21 protein-coding genes and 3 pseudogenes are annotated in these 22,609 nt (G+C 69.2%); 14 read left to right on the forward strand and 10 right to left on the reverse strand.

Annotated features, from left to right (window positions below):
- Window position 1 precedes the first annotated feature (1 nt).
- Entirely contained in the window at window positions 2-379 is a 378-nt protein-coding gene (locus ACFY2B_RS26245) for a hypothetical protein (RefSeq protein WP_390765528.1), read from the forward strand.
- Between the two features lie 491 nt (window positions 380-870).
- Here ACFY2B_RS26245 and ACFY2B_RS26250 read toward each other — a convergent pair whose 3' ends face one another.
- Complete coding sequence (locus ACFY2B_RS26250; protein ID WP_390765529.1) at window positions 871-1,443, reverse strand: TetR/AcrR family transcriptional regulator; 573 nt, start codon at window positions 1,441-1,443, stop codon at window positions 871-873.
- A gap of 83 nt (window positions 1,444-1,526) precedes the next feature.
- Between ACFY2B_RS26250 and ACFY2B_RS26255 the strand changes: the two genes are divergently transcribed.
- Window positions 1,527-2,477 carry an NADP-dependent oxidoreductase gene (locus ACFY2B_RS26255; protein WP_390765530.1) on the forward strand — a complete coding sequence of 317 codons (951 nt, stop codon included), beginning with the start codon at window positions 1,527-1,529 and terminating at the stop codon, window positions 2,475-2,477.
- Between the two features lie 436 nt (window positions 2,478-2,913).
- Window positions 2,914-3,099 (forward strand): hypothetical protein, encoded by a 186-nt coding sequence (locus tag ACFY2B_RS26260; RefSeq protein ID WP_390765531.1) that lies wholly within the window; start codon window positions 2,914-2,916, stop codon window positions 3,097-3,099.
- 126 nt (window positions 3,100-3,225) lie between these two features.
- Here ACFY2B_RS26260 and ACFY2B_RS26265 read toward each other — a convergent pair whose 3' ends face one another.
- From ACFY2B_RS26265 to ACFY2B_RS26275, 3 genes are all read right to left on the reverse strand, one after another.
- Window positions 3,226-4,077 (reverse strand): SDR family NAD(P)-dependent oxidoreductase, encoded by an 852-nt coding sequence (locus tag ACFY2B_RS26265; RefSeq protein WP_390765532.1) that lies wholly within the window; start codon window positions 4,075-4,077, stop codon window positions 3,226-3,228.
- Between the two features lie 36 nt (window positions 4,078-4,113).
- A complete protein-coding gene (locus ACFY2B_RS26270) occupies window positions 4,114-4,470 on the reverse strand; it encodes a nuclear transport factor 2 family protein (RefSeq protein WP_390765533.1) in 357 nt (118 codons plus the stop codon).
- Between the two features lie 195 nt (window positions 4,471-4,665).
- A complete protein-coding gene (locus tag ACFY2B_RS26275) occupies window positions 4,666-5,460 on the reverse strand; it encodes an NADPH-dependent F420 reductase (protein ID WP_390765534.1) in 795 nt (264 codons plus the stop codon).
- Window positions 5,461-5,842: 382 nt separating this feature from the next.
- Here ACFY2B_RS26275 and ACFY2B_RS26280 point away from each other — a divergent pair, with 382 nt between their 5' ends.
- Window positions 5,843-6,661 carry a MerR family transcriptional regulator gene (locus ACFY2B_RS26280; protein ID WP_390765535.1) on the forward strand — a complete coding sequence of 273 codons (819 nt, stop codon included), beginning with the start codon at window positions 5,843-5,845 and terminating at the stop codon, window positions 6,659-6,661.
- A 947-nt stretch (window positions 6,662-7,608) separates the two neighbouring features.
- Entirely contained in the window at window positions 7,609-8,277 is a 669-nt protein-coding gene (locus ACFY2B_RS26285; RefSeq protein ID WP_390765536.1) for a Type 1 glutamine amidotransferase-like domain-containing protein, read from the forward strand.
- Between the two features lie 104 nt (window positions 8,278-8,381).
- Here ACFY2B_RS26285 and ACFY2B_RS26290 read toward each other — a convergent pair whose 3' ends face one another.
- Together ACFY2B_RS26290 and ACFY2B_RS26295 are read right to left on the reverse strand one after the other, a co-directional pair.
- The gene (locus ACFY2B_RS26290; protein WP_390765537.1) at window positions 8,382-9,281 is read right to left on the reverse strand and encodes an SDR family oxidoreductase; all 900 of its coding nucleotides are present in this window, start codon (window positions 9,279-9,281) and stop codon (window positions 8,382-8,384) included.
- 84 nt (window positions 9,282-9,365) lie between these two features.
- A complete protein-coding gene (locus tag ACFY2B_RS26295) occupies window positions 9,366-10,103 on the reverse strand; it encodes an SDR family oxidoreductase (RefSeq protein WP_390765538.1) in 738 nt (245 codons plus the stop codon).
- A 145-nt stretch (window positions 10,104-10,248) separates the two neighbouring features.
- Between ACFY2B_RS26295 and ACFY2B_RS26300 the strand changes: the two genes are divergently transcribed.
- Together ACFY2B_RS26300 and ACFY2B_RS26305 are read left to right on the forward strand one after the other, a co-directional pair.
- Window positions 10,249-10,995: a TetR/AcrR family transcriptional regulator gene (locus ACFY2B_RS26300; RefSeq protein ID WP_390765539.1), complete on the forward strand. Its 747-nt coding sequence runs from the start codon at window positions 10,249-10,251 to the stop codon at window positions 10,993-10,995.
- Between the two features lie 315 nt (window positions 10,996-11,310).
- Entirely contained in the window at window positions 11,311-11,559 is a 249-nt protein-coding gene (locus ACFY2B_RS26305) for an ABATE domain-containing protein (RefSeq protein WP_390765540.1), read from the forward strand.
- On the opposite strand, the pseudogene ACFY2B_RS26310 reads toward ACFY2B_RS26305, so the two are convergent.
- Window positions 11,499-11,804 (reverse strand): annotated as a pseudogene (locus ACFY2B_RS26310) (IS982 family transposase); the annotation flags it as partial. The gene ACFY2B_RS26305 and the pseudogene ACFY2B_RS26310 sit on opposite strands and share 61 nt — an antisense overlap.
- A gap of 139 nt (window positions 11,805-11,943) precedes the next feature.
- On the opposite strand from ACFY2B_RS26310, the gene ACFY2B_RS26315 reads away from it, so the two are divergent.
- A complete protein-coding gene (locus tag ACFY2B_RS26315) occupies window positions 11,944-12,420 on the forward strand; it encodes a nucleotidyltransferase domain-containing protein (protein ID WP_390765541.1) in 477 nt (158 codons plus the stop codon).
- On the opposite strand, the gene ACFY2B_RS26320 is transcribed toward ACFY2B_RS26315, so the two are convergent.
- Window positions 12,354-12,797, reverse strand: a complete 444-nt coding sequence (locus ACFY2B_RS26320; RefSeq protein WP_390765542.1) for a hypothetical protein — start codon at window positions 12,795-12,797, stop codon at window positions 12,354-12,356. The two genes, ACFY2B_RS26315 and ACFY2B_RS26320, sit on opposite strands and share 67 nt — an antisense overlap.
- Window positions 12,798-13,043: 246 nt before the next feature.
- On the opposite strand from ACFY2B_RS26320, the gene ACFY2B_RS26325 reads away from it, so the two are divergent.
- From ACFY2B_RS26325 to ACFY2B_RS26335, 3 genes and pseudogenes are all read left to right on the forward strand, one after another.
- Window positions 13,044-13,628, forward strand: coding sequence for an isochorismatase family protein (locus tag ACFY2B_RS26325; protein WP_390765628.1), 585 nt, complete (start codon window positions 13,044-13,046; stop codon window positions 13,626-13,628).
- Window positions 13,629-14,101: 473 nt separating this feature from the next.
- On the forward strand, window positions 14,102-15,748 hold the full coding sequence (locus ACFY2B_RS26330; protein ID WP_390765543.1) for an FAD-binding oxidoreductase: 1,647 nt from the start codon (window positions 14,102-14,104) through the stop codon (window positions 15,746-15,748).
- A 155-nt stretch (window positions 15,749-15,903) separates the two neighbouring features.
- Window positions 15,904-16,161: pseudogene (locus ACFY2B_RS26335) on the forward strand (IS3 family transposase); the annotation flags it as partial.
- Window positions 16,162-16,202: 41 nt separating this feature from the next.
- Here the strand turns inward: ACFY2B_RS26335 and ACFY2B_RS26340 are convergent.
- Window positions 16,203-16,393, reverse strand: a pseudogene (locus ACFY2B_RS26340) (IS3 family transposase); the annotation flags it as partial.
- Window positions 16,394-16,492: 99 nt separating this feature from the next.
- Here ACFY2B_RS26340 and ACFY2B_RS26345 point away from each other — a divergent pair.
- Window positions 16,493-16,966 carry a MarR family transcriptional regulator gene (locus ACFY2B_RS26345; RefSeq protein WP_390765544.1) on the forward strand — a complete coding sequence of 158 codons (474 nt, stop codon included), beginning with the start codon at window positions 16,493-16,495 and terminating at the stop codon, window positions 16,964-16,966.
- A gap of 239 nt (window positions 16,967-17,205) precedes the next feature.
- Here ACFY2B_RS26345 and ACFY2B_RS26350 read toward each other — a convergent pair whose 3' ends face one another.
- Window positions 17,206-18,165, reverse strand: a complete 960-nt coding sequence (locus ACFY2B_RS26350) for a GlxA family transcriptional regulator (protein ID WP_390765545.1) — start codon at window positions 18,163-18,165, stop codon at window positions 17,206-17,208.
- 104 nt (window positions 18,166-18,269) lie between these two features.
- On the opposite strand from ACFY2B_RS26350, the gene ACFY2B_RS26355 reads away from it, so the two are divergent.
- Both ACFY2B_RS26355 and ACFY2B_RS26360 read left to right on the forward strand, forming a co-directional pair.
- Entirely contained in the window at window positions 18,270-19,535 is a 1,266-nt protein-coding gene (locus ACFY2B_RS26355; protein WP_390765546.1) for an MFS transporter, read from the forward strand.
- A gap of 361 nt (window positions 19,536-19,896) precedes the next feature.
- Window positions 19,897-22,137, forward strand: coding sequence for a SpoIIE family protein phosphatase (locus ACFY2B_RS26360; RefSeq protein ID WP_390765547.1), 2,241 nt, complete (start codon window positions 19,897-19,899; stop codon window positions 22,135-22,137).
- Window positions 22,138-22,609: the final 472 nt, after the last annotated feature.

The raw sequence follows: 22,609 nt of genomic DNA on the forward strand, positions 1-22,609 counted from the left end.
GTTGCCCGGGAAATCGGGGCCATCCGGGTTCCTCGACGACTACGCCTTCGAGGACTGGCTGTTCCGCCTGGAACAACTCGAAGGGCACGAGGAACGTCTGGCCGCCGGGGAACATGTTGGCGGCCCGGCCGCCGACACCTACCGACACCGCGTCCACACCGCACTCACCAGGTTCGCCGGCCGTGTCGTCACCGCCGCCAAACAGGCCCACGACCCGCTCGACAACCCGCTGCTCCAAATCCCCCCAGCCGGGCGATGCCCTGCGTTCTGGACCCCGACAAGGCTCTCTGCCAACTCTTCGCCTGCCACCAGCACCTGGCCGCGCACCGAGACCGACTCGCACGCCAGGCGTTGCTTGAGGCCGCTGACCGACTCCTGACCGGGAAGCCTCGCCACTGCGGAGGTCAAGTACTGGGTCGTCGCCCAGAAACACACTGACCTTCGTGATCACTTCCAGCAGCTCGCGTTCGAAGCCGGAGCACTCGCACCCGAGTCACGTCCGGTCGACGCCCCATCACAACTCTGGCAGAAACACGACAAACTGCGGAAGCACTGCCACGGTCTGGAGTAACTCGTTGCCCTCTGTGCCACCGCCATCAACGAACTCACCCTCGAAAACCAGGCACTGCGGGATCAAGCCATCGAACACCGTGCAACTGTCACGCCACTCGACCGGACGCAACGCAGCCGCGAGACGGCCTAGGACTCCTGAAGCTACGGCCAAGTGCAAAGTGGCGGGTTGCCGCGGTCACGACCTTGTTGCAGGGTCCGTGGGGAGGGAAGGGGCCACTTCGGTCAGGCCCTGTCGGCCGACCAGGGACGGGACACCTTCGTGTCCGTTGCGGACAGCTTCGGGAGTCCTGGGCCGACTCAGCGGGCCGTCGGAGCCGGCAGCGTGACCGCCTCGCGCAGCTCATCGGCGGCCTGGGTGATGAGCTGGGAGAGGGAGGCGTCCGGGTCGGTCAGCCAGCGGGACGTGGCGCGCCGGTGGATCGCCAGCACCACGTCGATGATGAAGCGTGCCGTGCCGGGCTCGACGCCGCGGCGCTCGAGCGCCCGCGCCAACGCGTCAGCGATGTCGGCGAGCTTGATCAGATCGCGCTCAGCCAGTGCCGGGTTGGCGGCGATCACTCTGACGCGGCGCAGCAGGAACTCGCGCGGGCGAAAGATCTCCTCGGCGGCTCTCAGCGCGGTCAGCACCGCCTCGATCGGCGTGAGGCCCGGGTCGGTCGCCTCGACCTGGGCGACGAGGTGGGCCTCAAGCTCGTTGCCGGCGAAGAGGACTTCCCGCTTGTCGGGGAAGTAGCGGTAGAAGGAGCGCTCCTTCAGACCGGCGGCACCCGCGATCTGCGCGACCGAGGTGCGCTCGAAGCCCTGCGTCTCGAACAGTTCGAGCGCCGCGCGTTCGAGCCGGCCCTGTGCGTCGGATTCCCATCTCGGCATACCCATCAGGGTACGACAACAGAAGCTGTTATCAGCTGGTACGGTCGATGACAACAGATGCTGTCATCAATCGGGAGATCGTCATGAAGGCTCTGCAATTCGACCGGTTCGGTTCCCCGGACGTGATCGTGCTCCGCGACGTCCCACAGCCGGAGCCGGGTCCGGGTCAGATCCGGATCGCCGTGCGGGCGTGCGGCCTGACGCCGGCCGACTGGCACGTCGTCGACGGTCTCCTCGCTGACCATCTGCCGCCGCTGCCGCGCGGGCTCGGCTTGGAGATCGCGGGCACCGTCGACGCGCTCGGTGAGGGCGTCACCGGCGTCCATTTCGGCGACCGCGTGTTCGGCCCGGCCACCTTCCACGGCCCGACCGCTGGCGCCGCTGAGTACGCGCTGATGCCGGCCTGGGCACGCATCCCCGAAGGCGTCACCGACGAGCAGGCCGCCGCGCTGCCGATGGCGGCCGAGACGGCGTGGCGCGCGCTCGACGACCTCGGCGTCCAGCCGGGTGAGCTGCTGCTCGTCCACGGCGCGGGCAGCACCGTGGGTGAGGCGGCGGTGCGCTTCGCGCTGCACCGGGGTATTCGGGTGATCGCCACTGCCGGGCCGACTCGGGCCGCGGCCCTGGAAGAGATCGGCGCCCAGGTGGCCGCCTACGGCGAGGGCATGGCCGAACGCGTCAGCGCGCTGGCCGGAGGCCGCGTCGACCGCGCCCTGGACACGGCGCCGACCGGGGGCCGGATCGACCGCGCCGACCAGCCCAGCCCGGCCGGCGGCTCGCTACCGACCTTGATCGAGCTGACCGGGGATCCCGACCGTGTCCTCACCGTCTCGGACTTCGCCGCCGCGGCCGAGCTGGGCGTCCGGATCACCACCGAGATCCGCTATGACCAGATGGACGAGTTCGCCCGGCTCGCCGGCGAAGGCATCTTGGTCGTACCGGTCGCCCGCACCTACACGCTCGACCAGATCCAGGAAGCGGCCGAGCTCAGCCAGTCCCGCCGACCCGGCGGCAAGCTCATGCTCGTCCTGTGATCACCCTGCCGGCCTGGTAAAGCGAGACCACCTCGACGAGGAGCGGGGCCGGGTATCTCCTCCTCGTCCGGGGGCGCCACCTTCTGTGGTGGTGCGGAGCGGCGAATTGCAAGAGCGGCTTGATCAATCACGAAGAGTGCGCCAGAACCAGGACCACAACTACCCGGCAGACCCTTGACGATCACCACAACGGCCTGACCGCACGGCCTTGAAACTAGCCCTGCGCGTGTCTCAGCACACCTCTGACCGGCGACGGGTCGCTACTTTGCACCTGGCCGTAGCTTCGGGAGCCTAGGCCGGGATTGACTGTTGATGCTCGCTGCAACCGGACCTGCTGGTCATCGTCCGTATCACACCGGTCGACCAACAGCCTCAAACTGGCTGGAGAACATTCGGCACTCCCTGCATCCACGAACACGCATGTATTCGATGCTCCATGCTCCGACCGGATCCGGCTCAGAGACACTGCCTCGTCGAGATCCGCGACCACCTGATCGCCCGAATCACCGAAGCAGAACGGGAAGGACGGCTCGGTGAGATCGAAGGACTCCAAGTCAGCCTCGCCGGCGCAGCGGAGACACTCACCCAGCTCGATGCAGAGCAAGCCGTCAATGCCAAGTGATCGATCCAGGCATGCCCCGCTTCAGCCAGATCGCGACACGAACCAGTGCGGCGAGAGGACCTTCAAGTCGGACGACCTTTCTCCACTCGGATGATCTACACCACTTCGTCCCAGGCCACCGGCGCTTTAAGCCGCCTGAGGGAAGTCCGCGGCCCGGGAGGCGGTCTCCTGGGCGCGCAATTCGTCCAGGGCGCCGCGCAGTTGGTCGTAGACGGCGTCGTAGCCGCCATTGCCCAGGACGATGCGGCGGGGCGGGGAATCCTGCCTCATGGCGGCGACCACCGCCTTGACGCCGCGGTGGGGATCGCCGGGCTGGCGGCCGTCCTGACTGACCATGGCCTCCCGCACCGTCTCCATGAACGCCCGGTATGCCTCCACGGTCTCGGTCACCGGCTCCTCGGCGAAGCCGGCATATGCCTGGGTGCGGAAGGCACCCGGCTCCACGGCGAGGACCTGGATACCGAACGGCTCCACCTCGGTGCGCAGCGCGTCTGTCATGCCCTCCACCGCGAACTTGGCGGCACTGTAGAAGCCGAAACCGGGCACGCTCGCGATCCCGGCGACCGAGGACATGTTGACGATCCATCCGCTGCGCCGCTCCCGCATGCCAGGAAGTACCGCGCGGACGAGATCGACGACGGAGAAGAAGTTCAGCTCGAAGGAACGGCGTACATCCGCCTCCGGGGAGCCCTCCACCGATCCGTACCAACCGCGGCCGGCGTTGTTGACCAGCACATCGATCCCGCCGAAGTGCGCTTCCGCGGCCTGGACCGTGTCCCTGACCTGCTGGGGGTTGGTGGTGTCCAGCTCCAGCAGGAGGATCCGCTCACGCGCCTCGGCGCCGTGCAGGTCGGCCCATTCCTTCAGTTGCCCGGGCCGGCGGGCAGTCAGCACGACGTTGTTGCCCTGCTCCAGCGCAACGTCGGCAAAAGCCCTGCCGAAACCGCCGGTACCGCCGGTGATGAACCACGTCTTCATAGTGCTCCTCCTTGGAGTGTGAAAGGCGGCAGCGTGTCAGGGGGCGATGACCAGGCTGCTGATCAGTTCGCCCTCAAGGGTGAAGCGGTAGTTGAGATCGGCGCTGCCGCCAGGGAAGTCGCCTTCCAGGTGCTGGGTGAGGGTGAACTGGTGGGTGCCGGTGCGCTCGGCGGCCACCGGCGTGGTGGTGTAGGTGAACTCGGAAGCGGCGTTGGAGATCCAGTCGGTGATCGAAGGGACGCCGGTGTAGGTGTGGCCCTCATCGGTCACGCTCGCCTGCGGGGTCAGGATCCCGACCACCGCGGCGGTGTCCCGGGCGGTGAGCGCGGTCAAGAACTGCTGGACGACCGCAGGCAGGTCGGTGATGTCGATACGAACGGTGTTGTCAGTCATGGGGTGCCTTACATGTATTGGTCGAGTGGGGGAGGTTCTGGTGGCCCACTGCGGGGTGCGTGCGGCCACCGGGGGTCGAAATAGCGCCTCAGCCTGTCCGCCCGGGGTGGAGGCCCGCGCCACTTGTCACTTCCACATCAGAAACCACGGCCCTGCCGCCAGTCGGGCAATGCGTGCCCGCTTCGACGAGCTCGATCACCGATGGGGCGCGGAGCGCAGCGAGCGGGAGTCGGTCCAGAGGGCGAGCCCTGCCGGCACGACGGCGGCACGCGACGGACCTCGTACGGCGCTCGCGACCAGTTCACGGACCTGCGCCGCGGAGATGGCGCGGCCGGGGTCCTCCAGGGACCACGCCCACCATTCCTTCGGCCCCAGTCCGGCGGGCGCCTCCCCGCGGTAGGGCTCGACGTAGACAGGAGTGTTTGGTTCGCTCCGCCAACTGTCTGCGAGCGTGCCGATGTCCACCGCGTCGTATCCGAGGACATCCAGCAGTTGGCCGGCCTCCTCCTTGGCCGTCGTGCTGTCGCCGGCGATGGGCAAGGCGCTCCGGTCGGGTGACCCGGCGGGCCGGGCAAGGGGGAACAGCCGGCCGGAGCCGATGCTGTTGAACGCCTTGACCACGGTCGATCCCGGCAGGTGACGCTGCAGCAGGCCGCTGGAAGTAATCTCGTCAGCGTCAAGCTCGGCCATGGGGCCGTCGCGCTGGGGGTAGTAGTTCCCTGTGTCCAGCACGATTTTGCCGTTCAGTGCGTCCGCAGGGAGCCGGCCGAAGGCCGTCAGCGGGACGGATACCACCACCAGGTCGCCGGCCTGCGCTGCTTCCGCCGGTGTGGCCGCGCGAGCGTGGCTCCCCAGGGTGTCAACGAGCTCGGCAAGGGTTTCAGGTCCTCGTGAGTTACTGAGGATGACGTCGAGCCCTGCGGCGACGGCCAGGCGGGCGAGGGACGTGCCGATCGCTCCGCTGCCGATGAGTCCGAGTGCTGGAGGCACTGCATTATCCGTTCGTAATGTTGGCGAGTCCAAAGGCCAAGGGCGGGAGCTACTGCCCCTGCCGGAAGTTCGCGCCGCGCGTGGCGTGTCCCTGCGGCGCAGCTCGGCCGGCATGGATTCAAGCTGCTCAGCCACGGAGTCGTAGCCGTCCGAGCCGGTCACGAGCCAGTGCGGCAGCGTGTCCTGCGCCAGCGTGCCTGGCGGCGCTGCAGCACGGAAGCCGAGGACGTCCCGCAGGTCACGGGCCTGGGGGCGGCCAGGTAGCGAGTGACTACCACGGGTAGCGCGGTCGGGTCGAGCAGGTAGTGCATGTCGATCACGATGGGGTCTCCCCCGGGGGGAGGGTCAAGCACAGTGAGCCCGGCGGATACACACTGGGAGAATGTCCTGCGGATTGACGATCGGCGAGTTCGCGCAGTTGACGCACCTGAGCGTGCGGACCCTGCGTCGGTACCACGAGTCCGGGCTGCTGGAGCCCGCCTCGGTGGACCCCGTCAGTGGCTACCGCTACTACGCCGGCGACCAGATCCCTACCGCGCAGGTCATCCATCGGCTGCGTGACCTGGACGTGCCGCTGGCCGACGTAGCCAAGATCCTCGCCACCGAGGACGCCGCAGAGCGCGCGGACCTGGTCGGTGAGCACTTGCAGCGGCTGGAGGCAGAACTGGACCGCACCCGAGCCGCTGTGACCTCCCTGCGAAACCTTCTGCGCCCCGACGACGGCGGCCTGCGGGTCGAGCTCCGCCCGGTGACAGCCAGAACGGTCGCCGGGGTCGAGGACGTCGTCGGCCACGAGGAGGTGGTCTCCTGGTACGACGTGGCGATGGCCGAACTCGAAGCCGCGGTCGCCGGTCTGCCGGCGTTGGGGCCGCCGGGTGGGTGCTACGCCAACGAGCTGTTCACCCGCGGCCGGGGAACGGCGATGGTCTACCGGCCTGTGGCCGACCCGCCGACCCGAGGTCGCGTGCGACCGGTGGATCTCCCGGCCGGCGAGCTTGCCGTGGTCGTCCATCCCGGACCGCATGACGACATCGACGTCACCTACGGCCGGCTCGGCGCCTGGGTGGTCGACCACGCCCTCGCTGTTGATGGTCCCGTGCACGAGACATACCTCGTCGGCCCGCGCGACGACCCGGACCCGGCAGCCTGGCGTACCGAGATCGGCTGGCCGGTGTTCCGGCTCGCGCCCACCCCCGGTTGACAGCCGGCTGACCACTGTGGACTCACAGGGCGCACGCACCGGGCCTCGGTATCCCGCACTGCGGACAGTGCGCACCGGCATTCGATCTGTGACGCCGGCCTCTGTGAGACGGCGTCCCTTACCTGATCGGGTGATCGCCACACCTGTTGCGCGCCCCTGCCGTGCCCGGCGCCTGGGCAGCGGCGGCTTCGGGGACGCATGCAGCACGGTTCGCAGCCGGACCGCCTCAGTGAACTGCCTCAGTCGCTCCAGTCGCTCCAGTCGCTCCGGTCGCTCCGGCGATCGCGGCGGGACCGGATCAACCGTGCCGGGGCCGCCGCATTTCGTTGGGCTTCTCCCTCACGCCCTCATCCCCTTGTCAGTTCTGGGACATCGTGGTGCGCACGAAAGTGGCGTCCATCGTCAGCCGGTGCGCGCCGGGTGGAGTCCGTCCGGCGGCGGGGCCGTCGCCGGGGTGGGCCGTGGTCGGGGACGGTGGGTGCCGGCGCGGTCCCGGATACCGTCCTGGAGTTCGGCGGGAGTTCGGCGGCTATCCTGGCGACGGCCTCGAACACCCGCCGGGTCTGCTCCACCGTGGCGATGCCGGTCGTCCGCTCCTGGCCACGGCTCGCCTTCCGGTCCGTGCGGGACGGCCGCGAGCCGGGCCTCGGGCGGCAGGCAACGGCGTGCGGACGGGCGGTCCGGGCAGCGGCGGTGCGCACCGCTGCGTCGGGTGCCCGGCATCGGGTGGGCTCAGCGGCCGGTATCCCGGCCGTGCCGCCGCGGTGACAGCGTCCCCAAGACGGCGAAGCCGCTCGGCCGTGAGATCTCGGGCTTCCACGTCCGTGCGGGAGGGCCCCAAGGCCCGCAGCCCCGTCAGCGCCTGCTCCTGATGAGGCCATGCCATGACGGTATGGGTGGATCCTGGGTTCGTTGCGCGCGCCCGTCAGCCGTGCTTGGCTCGCCCGATGAACTTTCTGTTGACGGCGAGTGGCCTGCGCAACGAGACACTGCGGGATGCGCTGCGGGACATGCTGGGAAAGCCGTTCGGATCGGCGAACGTCGTGTACGTTCCCACGGCATCAGTCGCCGAGCCCGGGGACCACGGGTGGTTCGTCGCGGACATGAACCGGCTGTACGGCCTCGGCTGGCGGGAGTTCGACGTCCTGGAGCTGAACGGCCTGCCCCGGCAGATGGTGCTCGACCGGCTGCTCCACGCCGACGTCATTCATGTCGAGGGCGGCAGCCACTACCACCTCGCGCGCAGCATCACCGGCAACGGCCTGGCCGACGGCTTCCTGGAGGCGCTGGAGAACCGGGTCTATGTGGGGGTCAGCGCCGGATCAATGATCTTCAGCCGTAATCTCACCGGACACTCCGCCGACGTCATCGGGGACACCACGGACCTCCACGTGCTCGGCGCCACGGCCGTGGAGCCGCCGTTCGGCCTCTTCGACTGGTATCTCAAGCCCCACCTGTACTCGCCGGATTTCCCCGAGCGGGACGACGCCTGGGCTGATCGCATCGCTGCGCGGGCGGACTTCCCGATCTACTTCATCGACGACGAGACGGCCGTTCGCGTCAGGGACGGCAAAGTGGATGTCATTTCTGAAGGCCGGTGGCGGTTCCATCCGTGACTCAACGTGTGGTGGGGAGCCCCGGACAGGGCAGTGCCGCGCCGCGTTGCCGGGCCGGAGCATGCCCACGACCGTGCTGTCGCGGTCGCCGAAGCCCACCGGGCTCAGTTGGCGCTGGGCTTGACCGTGAGGAGGTCGGCGAGGCCGACGCGGGTGAGGAATTCGTCGCGGATGCGGTCGGCGACGTCGGAGACTTCTTCGGAGCCGTCGTTGGCTGGGTCGATGTGGACGCGGTAGGGGCGCCGGCCGGGGGGCATGGCCACGATGCGGGCGATTTCGTCGGAGACCATCGAGGCGTCGGCGTCGGCGGGGGCGAGGGCGGCGAGCTTCTTGGCGACCTGGTCGACCAGGCCGGGGTATTTGGTCTCGTAGGCGGCCTCGGTGTCCGTGTCCTCGGGCTTGCCGGAGTGGGCGAAGTGGTTGGTGCCGCTGGTGAACGATCCGGGTACCACGATGGAGGTTTCCACGCCCCAGCGGGCCAGTTCGGCGGCGTAGCTGACGGCGAGGGAGTCCATGCCGGCCTTTGCGGCGAAGTAGGGGCCCAAGTAGGGCGGGGTGCCGCCCTTGACGCTGGTACTGGACACCCAGATGACCAGTCCGCGGCCGGCGGTGCGCAGGTGGGGGAGGGCGGCGCGGTTGACGCGCTGGGTGGAGAGGACGTTCACGTTGTAGAGCTCGGCGAGCTGTTCGGGTGTGAATGCCTCGACGGGGCCGGTGACCATGTGGCCGGCGTTGTGGATCAGGACGTCGATCCGGCCGTGCTCGGCGATGACCCGGGCGACGGCGGCGTCGACGGACTGCTGGGAGTTCACGTCGAGTTCGATGGAGCGCAGATCGACGTCGTGTTCGCGGCTGTAGTCGGCGGCGGCCTGGACCTGGGCCGCGTTGCGGGTTGTGGTCCGGCGCATGCCGGCGTAGACGGTGTTGCCGCGATCGGCCAGGGCGCGGGCGGTGAGGGCGCCGAAGCCGCTGGAGGCGCCGGTGATCAGGACGACGTTACGCATGGAAGGCTCCTTGAGACGGTCGTGTGCAGGTATGAGTGGACGGGGGAGCGGTGGTCTTTGCACCGGTCGTTGACACGTACGTGCTCAGGCGATGCCGCCGTTGGCGAACAGGATCTGGCCGTTGAGCCAGCGGGCGGGGCCGGCGAGGAACGCGACGGTCTCGGCGATGTCGTCGGGTGTGCCCAGGCGCTCCAGCGGGGCGGCCTTGGCCAGGCTGTCGATCGCGGTCTGGTCCTTGCCGTCCAGGAACAACGGGGTGGCGGTCGGACCGGGGGCGACGGCGTTGACGGTGATGTCCCTGCCGCGCAGCTCCCTGGCGAGGATCATGGTCATGCCCTCGACCGCGGCCTTGCTGGCCACGTAGGCGCCGTAGGCGGGGAATTGCAGGCGGGTGACGGAGGTGGTGAAGTTGATCAGCGCGCCACCGCTGCGGAGGCGGCGGGCGGCCTGCTGGGAAACGACGAAGGCGCCGCGGATGTTGGTGCGGTGCATCCGGTCCAGGTCGTCGAGGTCGAGGGTGGCGATGGGGGAGAGCAGCATGATGCCGGCGGTGTTGATGACGACGTCGATGCCGCCGAACTCGCTCTCGACGGCGTCGAAGGCGGCCGCCATCTGATTCTCGTCGGCGACGTCGCCGACGACGAAGGTGGCCTTGGCGCCCAGTGCGGTGACAGCGGCGACGACCTCGTGGGCCCGGCTCTTGTTGCCGGCGTAGTGGACGGCGACCGCGTAGCCCTCGCGGGCGAGGCGCTCGCAGACGGCGCGGCCGATGCCACCGGAGCCGCCGGTGACCAGTGCGACGCGGTTCGTGGTGTCAGTCATGACAGATGTCCTTCGAATCGGTGAGGAAAAGGGGCCGGGGTTCTGTGGGGATGTGCACTACCGGACTGCATCGCATCGGTGCTCACCAATGCGATGCATCGACGCTAACACATCGGTGCTCACTGTCAACTGTTATCGTTGATGCATGACAGAGGCTGAAGTGATCCCCCAGCCGCGCGAGCGGATCCTGCAAGCGGCCGCCGACCTGCTCACCCAAGGGGGTAGGGAGGCGGTGTCCACGCGCGCTGTGAGCGCCGCGGCCGGGGTGCAGGCGCAGACGATCTACCGCCACTTCGGCGATATGCGAGGACTCCTCGACGCCGTCGCGAAGCGCGGTTATGCCGACTACCTTGCGGCCAAGCAGGCTCATATCGGTGCAGGCGACCCGGTGGAACAGGTGCGGGACGGCTGGGATCTCCACATCGCCTTCGCCCTCGCGAACCCCGCCGTCTACCGGCTTCTGTACGCCGACCCCCGGCCTGATGCGGAGTCCCCTCTGACCGGGGAGGCACACAAGGTCCTGCTGGGACTGGTGGAGGGCATCGCGAAGGCCGGCCGGTTGCGCACGAGTGTCGAGTCCGCGGCAGCGATGGTCCACTCATCCGGTGTCGGCGTCGCGCTCACACTCATCGCCGCACAGGCGGGGGGACAACTGTCCCCGTACGAAGGCTTGGCCGACAGCGTCCGCGATGCGGTGCTCGGCTCCGTCCTGGTGCAACCGCAGAGGGGCCAAGCCGGCGACCTGGCGAGCAAGGCGGCTGTCCACGCCATCGCGCTCAAAGCCCTGCTCAGCGACGGCGTGCGGCACCTCACCCCCGGTGAACGCATTCTGCTGGGCGAATGGCTGGACCGGATCGCCGACGATGGCAGTGCAGCTGAGACGACGGACTGAGCACATACCCATTGCCGGGGGAATGCTGCAGCCGCCCTCGGAGGTCCTCGCAAAGCCATGGGCTCACCCTTCATCCGCCCGGCGCCCGGTCGCGCCGGTGAGACAGGCATTCCGTTCGGTTGCGCCGCCAACATCCGGGAGGACACCGACGTCGCTGTTGGGCAGCACCTGCCTGCGGCCGTGGCCGCCCCGAGGAACCGCAGGTGGGCAGAGCCGGCACGGCGGCCCGTCCTGTGAACGCCGAGGCCATATCGGCGCCGAGGGAAGTGGGCATCCCTGGCCCTGGCCAACAGCGCTGTCGGCACACCCGAGGCGGTGAACCAGTGGCTGGTCGAACGCGGCCTGGCTCCGGTCGGCGTAAGGATCGACATGCGGGAGATGTGTGCCGCGCAACTGCGCTCACTGCGGGAACAGATCAGGTCCCTGCTGGCCTCGCGTATCGGCGCGTTGCCCGCCCTCCCCGCCGCCGTCGCCGCCCTCAATGACGCGATGACCAAAGTCCGGGCCAGGATCCGGATCATGCTGGTGAGCAGTGAGGACGCGGCTCGCAGCCGTTTGCTGTAGCCGGACTGCCGGGGCACGTAGGGGAACAGGCCGCGGAAGTCCCGGTCGACGCGGCGCAGCCAGCGCCGCTCGGAGGTGTAGCCGAGCAGCGCCGACATCACCGCGAGCGTGAGCAGTTCCGCGTCACTGAGAGTGGGCGCGATCCCGGTCTTCGGCCGCCAGGGGGCCAGCCACGGTGAAGCCTTCAACTCGTCGTCGGTTCGGGCATAGAGTGCCGTTGCGAGGGTGTCCAGGTCTTTCGTCACACATCGACAATGGGCGCCCTCGCGCCATGCCCGCAGGCGAACCCTTGGACTCATTCATCTAGCCGTCAACTCCTGCGCAGCTCACTGGCCGGTGACGCCGGGCCGGAGGGTGCCGGGCATCTGGCACGATGATCGCGTGATGGGTGAACAGGACGTGATCGCGGTACTCGACGAACTCACGGACGCGGCCGTGACGGCGTGGGTGGACGGCGGCTGGGGCGTCGAAGCCCTGCTGGGCACGGTGTCGCGGCCCCACTCGGATCTTGATCTGGTGGTGCTGCGCACGGAGTTGGACACGACCCGTGCGGCGCTGGCAGCCGCCGGATTCACCCGGGTGCTGCGAGACGTACTGCCGACCGCGCTGGCCCTCGCGGACCAGGCTGGACGGGAGGTGGATCTGCACCCGGTCGACGCGACGGAGGACGGCGGCGGGGACCAAGTGCTGCCCGACGGAGGCACGTTCCACTACCCGGCTCCGGTACCCGGCAGGATCGGCGGGCACACGGTCCTCTGCGTCGACACTGCCACCCAGTTGCGGGCCCACCAGGGCTACCCGCTCACGGACAAGGACCGAGGCGACATCGCCCGGCTGACGGCCCACACAGGAGTCCGTTGAGGCAGCCGTATTCCTCCCACGACGCCCGCCGACGGCGACGCAGGCGAGGCGGGCATCGGTGCCGTTGTCGCGACGTGCAGGGTGCTCCTGAGCGCGTAGGCACGCTGGAGGTCGTCGCCACGCGCGTAGTAGACGTCCAGGAACCGCCTGTCCACGATGTTGAAGAGGCGTGATGGGAAGTCGTAGGCCGCCCGCAGCAGCGGATCCCGGCGCTGACTCATCAAGTCCTGGTGCTCGGCGAGCCTCAGCTGATCTGTTCTCTGCCGTTCCAGCGTTGCTGCGAACAGTGTCTGGTTCCGGCTGAAGCGGGAGCTGAGCAGGACGCTTGAAAGGGCGACCGCCCCGGAGACCGAGGCCACCACCAGCTCGGTGTTCATGAGTCGTCAACCTATCGCGTACCGCGACTGGCTGGACAAGAGGCGGCGGGGGTGCCCGAACTCGGGCACGGTTGACGAGGCACGCCGTCGCCCGTACGGCAGCGTCAATCCGACCGAGCTGACAACACGCCGGCTCGCAGTCGGGCCGGCGTGCCGGTTGGGTGAGCCGCCCGGCGCGTATCGCGTCCATCCGCGGGGGGAGGCGGGAGTATGCCGGGGAATCGCTCCGACAGAGAGGCAATTGCCGTGCACCGTGCATTGATCGTCGTCGATGTGCAGAAGGACTTCTGTGAGGGCGGCAGCGTTCCGGTGAAGGGCGGCGCGGGGTGCGCCGTCGCCATCGCCGACTTGATCCGAAGTGGCGGAACCGGGTACGCGTACGTGGTGGCCACTCGCGACCACCACATCGATCCGGGTGGCCATTTCTCCGAACACCCCGACTTTCAGGACTCTTTTCCCGTGCATTGCGTCGCCGGCAGCGAGGGAAGCGGGTTTCATCCGGGCTTCGCCTCCGCGCAGGAAGCTCTCGACGAGGTCTTCTTCAAGGGCGCGCACTCGGCCTCGAAGAGCGGTTTCGAGGGCGCAGCCGCGGACGGGACCGCGCTGGCCGACTGGCTGCGTGCCCGCCAGGTCGGCGCCGTCGACATCGTTGGTATCGCCACCGACCACTGCGTGAAAGCGACGGCACTGGACGGCGTGCGCGCGGGCTTCGAGGTGCAGGTACTGCTCGACTACACCGCCGGTGTCGCCGCCGACACCACCGATACCGCAATCACGCAACTGCGTCAGGCAGGAGTCGAGCTGAGCGGCCAGCCGGTCGTCCTCACCTGAACCGACCTCCTGCCGTCCAGGGGCTGCTCCGGGTGGGGATCACGGATCGGTCATTTCGGCTTCAGGAGGGGGCGGCTGCGGTGGAAGGGTCGCGTGACTCGTGCTGATCTGACCGATGCGGAGGGGGAGTTGACCGGGCCGCACTTCCCGCAGGGAGGCGTTCGGATCGCGGCCGTGAGTCGCCAGTTCTGAGTTCCCGCGAGATTTACGCGTCAGACGTGTGGCCGAGCCGGGTTCCCCCTCCTCCGCCACCGCATTCCCCTCCGGTGATCGCCACGAGGGCAACCACCGATTACGCGACGAATCCATTGAATTGACACACCCGCAGGGGGGCACGCCCCCGTCACCGGTGCGCTGAGCACCGGGCCGTGGTGTCACCGGGTACACCCCGGATCCGCCAGCAGGCCCCGCTGCCAAGCCGGCCGCTCCCGCCTAGCGTCGAAAGCACAGCACCCAACCACAAGGGGGACAGCATGAGTTCGACAGGTTCGACAGGTTCGACAGGTTCGACAGGTTCGACAGGTACGACAGGTTCGGCAGGCAGGCCCGGCAGGCGCGCAGTCTTCCTCGCGGCGGCGGCCGCGGGCGCAGGGACGGCGCTGGCCCCCTCGGTGGCCTCGGCGGCGGTCCCGGGGGGCGGCGCGCCCACCGCGTGGCTACCTGAAGGTCCCCTTCGCGTCTCACCCGGGGACCCCCGCTACGCGTATCTGATCGCGCGGGGAGCGAGCAACCGTTTCCAAGGGACGCCGGAGCACGTCTATCTCGTCGGCTCGACAGGGGACGTCGTGCGTGCCGTGCGCGAGGCCGTGGCCTCCGGAGCACGACTCGCGGTCCGCAGCGGCGGGCACTGCTTCGAAGACTTCGTCGATCACCCTGGCATCACCACCGTCATCGACATGTCACCCATGCGGGAGGTGACCTACGACGAGCAGTACCGGGCGTACGCCGTCGACGCGGGAGCCACGCTGGGCGAGGTGTACCAGAAGCTCTACCTCGGCTGGGGGGTCACCCTGCCGGCCGGATACCACGCCGAGGTCGGCGCGGGCGGCCACATACCCGGCGGCGGATACGGGCCGCTATGCAGGCTGTTCGGGTTGGTCAGCGACTACCTCTACGCCGTCGAGGTCGTGGTCGTCGACCGCAAGGGCGGCGTTCGTTCTGTCGTCGCCACGCGGGAGCTGGACGACCCACACCGCGACCTCTGGTGGGCCCACACCGGAGGGGGAGGGGGCAACTTCGGCGTCGTCACCCGCTTCTGGTTCCGCTCGCTGCCCACTCCGCCGGCCACCGCGCTCACCTTCACCGCCGAGTGGAGCTGGGACGGCATGGACGAGGAGCACTTCACCCGCATGGTGCGCAACCACGGGCGGTGGGCGGAGCGCCACGCCACCGCCACCGACCCGAACGCGGCGCTCTACGCCGAATTCGCCCTGACGCGCCGCGCGGCCGGCGCCCACATGCTCCTCGGCCAGGTCGCGGACGAGCCCGGCCGGGACCACCGCCTGCTCGACGGGTTCGTCAACGCGGTGAGTGAAGGCACCAGCCGCCCCGCCCGTCTGACCACTCGGCGCCTACCTTGGCTGGACGCTGCCTTGCGCGGCTCCGGTGAAGCCGTCGGCGACTGGCACATCAAGATCAAGTCGGCGTTCCTGCGCCGGCGCCTCACCGACCGCCAGGCCGCCGTGGTCTACCGCCATCTGACCCGCCAGGACAGCGGTGTGCTCGCCGGCAGCGTCGTCCTCAACACCTACGGCGGAGCGGTCAACACCCTTCCGTCCGACGCCACGGCCATGCCCCACCGCAGTTCCGTGCTGAAGCTCTCCTGCCTCGCGTCCTGGGCGCAACCGGCGCAGGCGCCTGAGTATCTGGCCTGGATACGCGAGTGCTACCGCGACCTCTTCGCCGACACCGGCGGAGTCCCCGTCCCGGGCGAGATCGCCGACGGGGCCTTCATCAACTACCCCGACACCGACCTCGCCGACCCGCGCTGGAACACCTCGGGAACACCGTGGGAGATCCTGTACTACAAAGACAACCACGCCCGCCTGCAAGAGGCCAAACAACGCTGGGACCCACGCGGCATCTTCCGCCACGCTCTCTCCATCAGAAATGGACAGTAGTGGCGCGCACCCGGGTCGGACCGCGCTGGACGGCGGGGTGCTGTCGAGGACGCCCTGAAAACGGCCGAGCAGACCCGCGGCAGCCTCGCCGGCGCGGTGATGCACACACCGCCAGGTGTTCGGAGTCGGGCCGATCTGCCGAGTACCTGACCAGTCACGGACCGAAGATCGCGACGAGCACCTACCACGCGGCAAAGAATCGCATCCCCAGCACCCGGACAGTCTGCGACACCGAGCTGAAGAAGCAGATCAGCCGCGTCCACACGGACAACGTCAGCGTCTACGGCGTCCGGAGAGTCTGGCGGCAACTACAACGCGAAGGCATGCCGGTGGCTCGCTGTACCGTCGCACGGCTGATGCGCGACCTGGGCCTGGAGGGCGCTCGGCGAGGGAAGAAGATCCGTACCACTGTCCGGGACGCGGCCATGATCGGGCCGCCGACCTGCTCCAACGCTACGAGCGCTTCGATGGCCGGTCGAGCCCGGCCGCGAAGAAAGCTGATGCCGCCTTGAGGATCTCGTTCGCCCACCGCAGTTCGGCGTTCTCCGCCTTCAGGCGCTTGATCTCTGCGGCCTCGTCCGAGGTCACGCCCGGACGCTGGCCGGCGTCGACTCCGGCTTTGCGGACCCAGGTCCGCACCGTCTCAGCGGAATGCCGGAGGGGAGCCGATATGTGAGCAAGAGTATACAGTCTAGCTGCAGGTTCTGGCACGGTGGGGCCGGGGAGGCCCACAAGGAGGCGTGAATGGCAGAAGCGAGAGACAGCGGCTCGACGGGGTATCCGATGAGTCCAACGATGATCATGATCCTGCAGGCGCGATCTTTGGAAGCGCGAGTCGAGGAAGGGCTGAAGGCGATGGGCCTGTCCCTGCGCCGACTGGGTCTCCTTGGGCATCTGCGGGCGGATCCAGGAATTTCGTTCAGCGCGCTGGCACGGCGTGCAGGCATCAAAGTGCAGAGCCTGCACCCGATTGTCGAAGCGCTGATCGCCGAGGGCTATGTCGGCACGGTCGGTGGAGTGGGCCAAGGCCGTGCGGCGGTGATTGAGCTGACGGACCAAGGCGTCGAGGCGATAGAGCGCGCGAACCGACTCCTCGCCGAGTACGACCGCGACGAGTTCGCCGAGGATGAGTGGAAGGATCTCGGTGGTGCCCTCACTCGGCTTGGAGAGGCGTTGTGGCGTCAGCGCGTTGCCTCGTCTCGATCAGGAAACAAGTAGGCCCCTCACGGTCCGACGCCGCTCCCCCTCCGACACCGCAGCCCCCTTGCCTACGAGCAAACCCTCCGAACAACAGCAACTACGCCGGCCGAAGCCGCATGGCCCGTGTTCAGGATCAGGGGTCGGGGCTGGGGACCGCGATCGCGAAGTCCTCCGGATCACACCGGACCACGGCCAACTCCCCACCCATCATGCCCGGCTCAACGACCCACTCCGCGCGTGGTGGAGGTCGGCGCGGCTCACGCCGCCGTGCCGAACGACTTCCGGTACGCCAGCGGCGCCACCCGCGTGGCCCGCTTGAAGTGGATGCGGAAGTTCGCGGGGGAGCCCAGCCCCGAGCGGGCCGCGACCTCGTCCACCGGCAGATCCGTCGACTCCAGCAACTGCTTCGCGTACTCGACGCGTTGGGACTGCAGCCAGCGCAGGGGCGGCAGACCCGTCTGGGCCGTGAAGTGGCGGGCGAAGCCGCGCTCCGACATGCGCGCGTGCTCCGCCATCCGGGCCACCGTCAGCGGCTTGTGCAGCACAGACAGCATCCACGCGCGGGTCGCCGACAGGGCGTCCTCGCCGGACGGCGCGTCCGCGTACTCGATGAACTGGCGCTGCTCGCCCTCCCGCCGGGGCGCCGCGACGATGGACCGCGCCATGGCGTTCGCGACGGACGAGCCGTGGTCGCGGCGCAGGACGTGCAGGCACAGGTCGATGCCGGCCGCCACGCCCGCCGAGGTCAGTACGCGGCCCTCGTCCACGTACAGCACGTCCGGATCGACGGTCACCCGCGGGTACCTCTCGGCGAGTTCGGCGCACCTCTCCCAGTGCGTGGTGGCCCGCAGCCCGTCGAGCACCCCGGCCTGGGCGAGCGCGAACGCCCCACTGCAGATCGAGACCATGCGGGCAGCGCGGGCGTCCGCCGCGCGCAAGGCGCCGAGCACCTCCGGATCGAGCGGGGCGTCGGCGCGCGCGTAGCCCGGCACCATCACGGTGTCGGCGTCCCGGAGCGCGCCGAGGTCGTGGTCGGGGGTTACCGTCAGGCCCCCCGCCGCGCGGACCGGCCGCCCGCCGAGCGACGCGGTGGTCACCTCGTACTCGGGCAGGGTGGCACGCCCGAACACCTGGAGCGGAATCCCCGCGTCCAGCGGCAGGACGGGGTCGAGGAGCAGGACGGCGATGCGGTGTGGTCGTACCGGCGTGGCGGTCATGGCGGAATGCTAGCGAATGATGGCATTCCCGCCTCTCGTGGGGGCGGCCCCGCTCGGCCAGGGTGGAGCACATCCACTCCCGCCCGTTCGAGGAGAGCATCCGCGTGTCCCCCCGCCCCCCGCGCTCGGCCGCCGACCTGACCCGGCTGGTCGCGTCGCAGACGATCTACTACGGAGCGGTGAGCGTCGACCTGACCCTCACCTCTCTCGCCGGACTCCGCCTGGCGCCCACCCCGCTCCTGGCCACCCTGCCGCTCACGCTGATCACCGGCTTCGGCCTGCTCGCCTCGGTCGCGGCGGGGCTGCTGACGGCCCGCTACGGCTACCGCGCGGTGATGGCGATGGGCGGCGGCTGTGCGGTCGTCGGCGGGCTGCTGTCGATGATCGCCGTGTACGCGGACGCCTTCTGGCTGCTGTGCCTCGCCACGTCGCTGCTCGGCGCGTACCGCTCCACCGGTGGCTACATCCGCTACCTGGCAGCCGACCTCGCGCCCGACGGCCGCAAGGAGCGCTCGCTGTCGATCGTCATGTACGGCGGCCTCATCGCGGCGTTCCTCGGACCGTTCGCCGCGCTGGCAGCCTCGCGTGCCTTCGCGGTCGAGTTCGTCGGGTCGTACGCGCTGGTCGCGCTCCTCGGACTGGCGGCGGTGCCGCTGGCGCTCACCGTCTCACGCGAGCCCAGTGCCGCGGCCCCGCCGGCCGGTGCGAACGCCGGGGGAGCGGACGACGCAGCCGGGCCGGCCACCTTCCGCGAGGGCCGGGGCAACCCGAACTTCGTGGCGGCGCTCGTCCTGCTGCCGCTTTCCGGTGCCCTGATGACGCTGGTCATGGCGATCGGGCCGCTCGCCAGCGCCCACGCGCACCACTCGGCGGAGCTGGGGGCCGCATTGATCCAGTGGCACCTGGTCGGGATGTTCGCCCCGGCACTGATCAGTGGCGAGCTGATGCGCAGGATCGGCCCCTGGCACACCGCGCTCACCGGCATCGGGATCACACTGCTCGGCGGGGTCGCGGGGGCCTTCGGCGACGGCGCGGTCCCGATGATGACGGCGATGATCTGTGCGGGCGTGGGCTGGAACTTCACGTACCTGGCCGGAACGGCGTTCCTGGTGCGCAGCTACGCGACCGGCCGGGGCTCGCGCCTCCAGGCGGTCGTGGAGGGCGCCACCGGCGCCGCGTCCGTCGTCGCGTCCCTGCTGTCGGCCACCGCGTTCGACACCCTGGGGTGGCGGATGTCGAGCGTGCTGGTGCTCGCCGTCGCCGGACCGCTGCTGGTGTGGCAGCGGCGGTACGGAAGGCGGAACGCGACGGCGGCGGACGCGTTCGACCTGTCCGTGGTGTCCGCTCGCCCGGCGGCCGAGGATGCCTGAGGACCCGGGCACCCCGGGCCCGAGCCGGGCCGCGTTCCTCCAGCGCGAGACCCAGCTGTGCAGCGTCCCCGGACGCACCCCAGGTCCTCGGCGACCTCCTCACCTGCGGTCCCGGCGAGGACCTCGCCCGACGGTCGCGGCGCCCCGTCCTGCCCGCGCCGCGGTGTCGTATGCCTCGGCGCAGCTCCGCTCAGCGGCATCAGATATTTAGTACGATAATGAAGTAAAAAGAGTGATTCGTATTAATTTCACAAAGGGTGATCGGCGCTTGGAAGAGGGTTTCTGTGTCGGGGTCTCGGGGCGGACAGTGAGTCGGCCGAGCAGCGAAGAAGTACTGCGGGATCCGAGGCGGCTCGCGGCCGTGGAGTCGGTTCGCGCGGTCGACGGCCTGGCCGAGGACGCCTTCGACCGGACAGCGCGGCTAGCCCTCCGGCTGCTGAACGGCGCAGGAGCGCTGATCTGTGTGGTCGGTGACGGCGGCCAGACGCTCAAGTACCGGGCCGTACAGGCCGCGCTCGGGGAAAGGGGCTGGGAGCGCGCCGTCGGCTCGAAGCTGTGTGCCGAGGCAGTGGTCTCGGGGCGTCCGATCGTGATCGCCGACATGCACGACCATCCCGCACACGCCGACCCCGCGGTCGCCGGCAGCGATGTGAGAGCTTGCCTGGGGGCGCCGCTGCTGCTGGGCGAGCAGCCGATCGGCGCGCTGTGGGTCGTCGACGTCCGACCCCGGAGCTGGGACCAGGAGGAGCGGCGCTCCCTCGAACGGCTTGCCGTATCGCTGATGAACGAGATTCGGCTGCAGCTGTACATAGCCGAACGCAACCGGCTGTACGAGCAGGCCGCAGCGGCTGCCGTGGCTGAGCGCCGACGCTCACGGCAGTTGCGGGACCTGGCCCGCGCCAGCGTGCAGATCAACGCCGCACCCTCGCTGGAGCAGGCGCTGCAGGCGGTCACCGACCATGCCCGGGAGCTGGTCGGTGCACATCAGTCCCTGACCAGCTTCACCACCGACCCGGTTCGCAACTATGCGATGTCCGCCCTGTCGCTCTCGGACAGGTACGCCGCCTGGCGCCATGTGAAGGTCCCCGCGCAGGGAGAGGGGATCTTTCTCCTGGTGTGTCAGAACAACCGTGCGATGCGGATGACTCAAGAAGAGCTTGAAGCCCATCCGGCCTGGCGCGGCTTCGGCTCCTACGCGGGGAAACACCTGCCGATGCGCGGCTGGTTGGCCGTGCCGCTGATCGCTTCCGACGGTCAGAACCTCGGTGTGATCCAGCTCTCCGACAAGGAGGACGGCGGTGAGTTCACTGCCGACGACGAGGCGGTTCTCACCCAGCTCGCCCAACTGGCATCCGCGAGTATCGAGCGGGCTGCCAACCTGGAGAACCAGTATGAGATCGCCCGCACCCTCCAGCGGAATCTGCTGCCGCGAAGCCTTCCAAAGCAGTCGGCGGTGGAGTTTGCCTCGCGGTATCTGCCCGCGGCATCCCGGGCCGGGGTGGGCGGTGACTGGTTCGACGTGATCGGTTTGTCCGGCGGCCGGGTCGCGCTGGTGGTCGGCGACGTGGTCGGGCACGGCATACACGCTTCCGCGGCCATGGGGAGGCTGCGGACAGCCATCCGCACCCTCGCCGATGTCGATCCCACCCCCGACGAGCTGCTCACCCGGCTCGACGACATGGTCATCCAGATGTCCGCGGAGTCCGGTGCCGACGCACCCGACCAGACGGCGAGCGCACCGTCGGCGATATCGCGGGCCGGCCTCGACACCGTCGACGCGGGGCACGATGTCGAGGCAAACGTCGGTGCCACCTGTCTGTACGCGGTGTACGACCCGGTGTCCGGGCGCTGCTCGATGGCCCGCGCCGGGCATCCGCCACCCTTCTTCGTCGCCCCGGACGGAACCGCCGCCTTCCTTGACCTGCCGGCCGGACCGCCACTCGGCCTCGGCGGCCTGCCCTTCGAGTCGGTCGACGTGGAGCTGCCGGAGGGCAGCCTGCTCGCCCTCTACACCGATGGGCTGGTGGAGTCCCGCAAGCGCGACCTGGACGTCGGGCTGGAGACCCTGCGCAGTGTGCTGACCGAGCCCGTGGACTCCCTTGAGCGGCTGTGCGACCGCACCGTACAGGCGCTGCTGCCCGATCCACCTGCCGACGACGCCGCCCTGCTGCTGGTCCGGTCCCACACCCTGGACGACGAACGGGTCGCCAGCTGGACCGTGCCCGCAGATCCGGCCGCAGTGGCCGGAATCCGTACCGAGGCCGTCCGAACGCTCGTGGCATGGGGACTCGAGGAGCTTGAGTTCGTCACCGAGCTGGTGGTGAGCGAGCTGGTCACCAACGCCATCCGATACGGCAGCCCCCCGATCCAGCTGCGGCTGATCTACGACCGCACGCTGATCTGTGAGGTCTCCGACAGCAACAGCACCGCACCGCACCTGCGGCGGGCGCGGACCTTCGACGAGAACGGCCGCGGCCTGCTGCTCATCGCCCAACTGACCCAACGGTGGGGCACCCGGCAGACCACCACCGGCAAGACCATCTGGTGCGAGCAGGCCCTGCCCGCGACCAGCGAGCTGTCGCCGAAGGCCCACGCCGCCTAGGTGTTCTGTCCACAGAACTCCGACTCCGAGTCAGTCAGTTGCACTCGCGTCACGCAAGACGGTCTATCGGACCAGACCGTGCCACGAAGGCACATGTCGCACATTGATCACGACTCGATACACGCTCCAATCGCCGGGCTCTCTCCCGTACCTGGCAGCGTCGGAATTAGCAGGCCACCTGCATGGCGTCGCCGTCTCAGTGGCGCCTTGGCAACGTCCCGCACACCTCAGACTCTCTCCGCGTCATGGTGTACACGCACACGGGCTCGTCCTGCGGATGCCTGATCGCGGCTTCGGAGACAGCCAAGCGCAGTGGCCCGTCGTGCTGAATGGGGACGACAGATGTGGTGCAGGGCCCGGAAAGTGGTGCTCGCCCGGGCTGCGGAACGTGCTGGCAGCGAAGGGGTGCCTCAGCGCGCTCCACGGTGAGGGAAAGCCAACCAATGCTCGACCACGCGGCGAACTCGCCAGC

Source organism: Streptomyces sp. NPDC001270, from assembly GCF_042896695.1.
GTDB lineage: Bacteria > Actinomycetota > Actinomycetes > Streptomycetales > Streptomycetaceae > Streptomyces.